Genomic DNA, 3,408 nt, shown 5'->3' on the forward strand with positions numbered 1-3,408 from the left:
GGCCGTAGTCGAAGCTCTCGCCGGTGATGTTGATATTGTCGGTGTTGAGCACGCCATGGACGAACCCGGCGGCGATCCATTGCGCGCCCAGCCGGGCGACGCGCCCCACCACCGCTTCGAGGAAGGCGGCGGCCCGGCTTTCGGCCTTTTCCAGTTCGGGGTAATATTGGGCGATGCAGTAGTCGAGGAGCCGCGCCAGCCCCGCATCGTCGTTGAGATAGGCGAGCCGCTGGAAACTGCCGATGCGGATATGGCTATGGCTGAGCCGCACCAAGACCGAGGAGCGGGTGGGCGAGGGCTCGTCGCCGCGCCAGAGCTCTTCCCCCGTCTCGATCAGCGAAAAGCCCTTGGAAGTATAGACGCCCAGGGCCTCGAGCATCTCGCTGGCCAGGATTTCGCGCAAGCCGCCTTTGAGCGTCAGTTTGCCGTCGCCGCCGCGCGACCACGGCGTCCTGCCACTGCCCTTGGTGCCGAAATCGAGCAGGCGCCCGTCCTCGGGATCGCGGCATTGGGCGAAAAGGAAGCCGCGCCCATCGCCCAGATCGGGATTGTAGGTGCGGAACTGGTGGCCGTGATAGCGCAGCGCCAGCGGCTGGGACAGGGAATCGGGGAGCGGCGCGAAACGCCCGAAATGGTCGAGCCATTCCGCCTGGGTGAGATCGCCCAGGCCCAGCCGCGCCGCCCAGGCCTGGTTGCGGTGGCGCAGGGTCAGGCGGGCAAACTCGGCCCCCTGGACAGGGTCGAAGAAATCCGCCCCGAGCCCGAGATGGTCGCGCGCGCCGACAAAGCCGGTCACGGGCATTTGAGCCCGCCTTTTGCCCGGCGCAGGGCGGGGTTGCGGCAAAGCGGTCTGGAGATTGTCATCGAACCGGCCTATAGGGTGCGGAATGATAGCGCAAACCGATTTTCCCCGTCTCGACAGTTTCCAGGCCGTCGTTTTCGACATGGACGGCACCATTCTCGACACCGAAGCGGTGTTCAAGACCATCGTCTTCGAGGTCTGCACCGATCTCGGCTACGAGATGACCGACACCGTGCACGCCGCCATGGTGGGCAGCAGCCACGAGCGCACCAACCAGCTTCTGCTCGAAGCCTATGGCGTCACCTTTCCCTATGCCCTGTTCGACGAGCGCTGCCGGGTCATCATGAGCGAGCGCGCCCATGGCGGCGTGCCGGTCAAGCCCGGTGCCCGCGAACTGATCGCCGAATTGCGCGCGCGCAAGATCCCGGCCGCCGTTGCCACCTCTTCGCGCAACCCGCATGCGCGCCACCATCTGAGTGCGGTGGGCTTGTTCGACCTGTTCGAAACCGTGGTGACGCGCGACGACGTGATCAATCCCAAGCCTCATCCCGAACCCTATCTCATGGCCGCGGGGCGGCTGGGGATCGATCCGGTTCACTGCCTGGCGCTGGAAGACAGCCATACCGGCGTGCGCGCCGCCCATGCCGCCGGCATGCAGACCGTCATGGTGCCCGACCTGGTGCGCCCCGGCGCCGAAATCGCCGCCATGGGCGTGACGGTGATGGACAATCTCGACCAGGTGCGCCTGGCCGCTTTCGGCTCCCGCTGAGCGGCTTCGCCCTTCGCTAAGACCTGCCCCGACCCCGGCCCGCGCGCCGGGGTTTTTCATGCCCTGTGGGAAACAGCGTCGCAGGCCATTGGGTGCGTAAACTTTTATCCTTTGCCGAAACGCCCCCTTCATCATGGGGCAAGCTCTTGGACTTGCAGGGTTTTCATTCGCCTCCCGCTCGATTAACCCTAACTTAAGAAGCTAACCGGCATGGTTAACCTGTCGTAAATTTCGGCTTCCCACTTCCCTCCGCTCCCGCTAGTGTGCCGGCCGGGAAGTGACGAGGACCCTTCGGGACCCCTCGGAAGAAGGCCCGCCGGATAGGACCGGACGGGCTCAGGAGTAAGGACGGGGCATTGGGGCAGACCTGGCAGACGATTGCGGTGCGCACGCTATCGCACCTCATGGCGCTGGGCGCCGTGGCTCTTGTCCTGTTCGTCACCCTTGTGCCGGCCCATGCCGAAACCGCCCCTGCCGTGCTGCCGATGCCCGTGCCCGCCGGCCTGGCGGCGCTGCGCGCCCAGCCGGCCTTCGGCCCCACTTTGGTGCCCCTGGCTCCCGGCGAGCAGGCGCTGACCCCGGCGCTTTTGTCCAATTACGTCGCCCGCCAGAAAGAGCTGCGCGCCATCGACGTTCAGGCTCATCAGCCCGCCGGCGAGCTGACCGCCGAAATGGTTCTGGGCTATATCGACCGCGCCGGCCTGGGCCGCAACAGCGCCGTCTCGGCCATCGCCAATTTTGCCGCGCCCGCCGCCCGGCCCGAGCCGGCGCTCAACAACACCATGCTCTCGGCCTATGTCGAGAGTGGCTATCAGCCCCTGGCCCGCCGCCTCGAACACGCCAATGCCGAGCGCGACTGCCTGGCCCAGGCCATCTATCACGAGGCGCGCGGCGAGAGCGAAACCGGCCAGCTGGCCGTGGCCAATGTCATCGTCAACCGCGCCCGCTCGGGAAAGTTCCCCGAGACGCTGTGCGGCGTCATCTACCAGAATGCCGATAAGGGCCTTTATCGCTGCCAGTTCACCTTTGCCTGCGACGGACGCACCGAAGCCCCGCGCGAGCGCCGCGCCCTGGCCCGCTCGGCCGAGCTGGCCCAGCGCGTCTATGCCGAATTCGCCACCGGCGAAAAGATCGGCGCCATCCCCGGCTCGGCGCTTTATTACCACACCACGGCGGTGAACCCGTCCTGGTCCAAGACCTACCACGCCGTTGCCGAGATCGGCTCGCACATCTTCTACGCCCCGAACTAGGGGGGCTTTGAGCTCTCCAATCACCGGACCCACCCTCGCCCCTTGTGGGAGAGGGACAGATTTGGCGCGTTCAGTGGCAGGTCAGTGTGTGTGGGCTTCGAGCCGCCCCGCCGGGCAAATCGCTCCAGTGGAGCGATTTGAGGCGAGAAGGCCATGAGAGCTGGGCTCGAATGGCAAGCACCCGGAAGGGGGATTGGGTGTGTGGGCAGGCAATCTGCACAGCCCGGGCGAGGGCCCCCGGAAACAAAAAGGAGCGCCCCGAAGGCGCTCCTTTTGCGTCTCGGGAGGAGACGGGACTATTCGGCGGCCTGGGCCAGGCGCGGGCCGGGCTCGGCATTGGCGGCGCTGCCGAATTTCTCGAAATTGGCCCGGAACAGCCCGGCCAGGTGCAGGGCCTGCCGGTCATAGGCTTCCGCGTCGGCCCAGGTGAGCCGCGGCGTGAGCAGGCGCGCATCGACGCCAGGCACGGCCAGCGGCACTTCGAAGCCGAACAATTCGTCTTCGCGCATCTCGACATCGTCGAGCGAGCCATCCAGCGCCGCCGTGAGCAGGCGCCGCGTGGAGGCGATGTCGATGCGCTTGCCCAC

The 3,408-nt window shown here is 66.5% G+C and carries 4 protein-coding genes; 2 read left to right on the plus strand and 2 right to left on the minus strand.

Features of this window, described 5'->3' with window-relative positions; all coding sequences use genetic code 11:
• On the minus strand, positions 1–802 hold an 802-nt coding region (locus VDP82_RS15985; protein ID WP_323015822.1), incomplete at its 3' end, for a protein adenylyltransferase SelO family protein.
• Between the two features lie 85 nt (positions 803–887).
• On the opposite strand from VDP82_RS15985, the gene VDP82_RS15990 reads away from it, so the two are divergent.
• Both VDP82_RS15990 and VDP82_RS15995 read left to right on the plus strand, forming a co-directional pair.
• The gene (locus VDP82_RS15990) at positions 888–1,571 is read left to right on the plus strand and encodes an HAD family phosphatase (protein WP_323015823.1); all 684 of its coding nucleotides are present in this window, start codon (positions 888–890) and stop codon (positions 1,569–1,571) included.
• Positions 1,572–1,927: 356 nt separating this feature from the next.
• Positions 1,928–2,821, plus strand: coding sequence for a cell wall hydrolase (locus VDP82_RS15995; RefSeq protein ID WP_323015824.1), 894 nt, complete (start codon positions 1,928–1,930; stop codon positions 2,819–2,821).
• Between the two features lie 296 nt (positions 2,822–3,117).
• Here the strand turns inward: VDP82_RS15995 and VDP82_RS16000 are convergent.
• Positions 3,118–3,408, minus strand: a 291-nt coding sequence (locus VDP82_RS16000; protein WP_323015825.1) for a phosphoenolpyruvate carboxykinase (ATP), incomplete at its 5' end; no start/stop codon positions are given.

The organism is Devosia sp. (genome assembly GCF_034675085.1).
In the GTDB taxonomy this organism is placed as follows: Bacteria; Pseudomonadota; Alphaproteobacteria; order Rhizobiales; family Devosiaceae; genus Devosia.

Coding starts and splice junctions, on each gene's coding strand:
- VDP82_RS15990 (WP_323015823.1), top strand. CDS start 888: ATGATAGCGCAAACCGATTTTCCCCGTCTCGACAGTTTCCAGGCCGTC.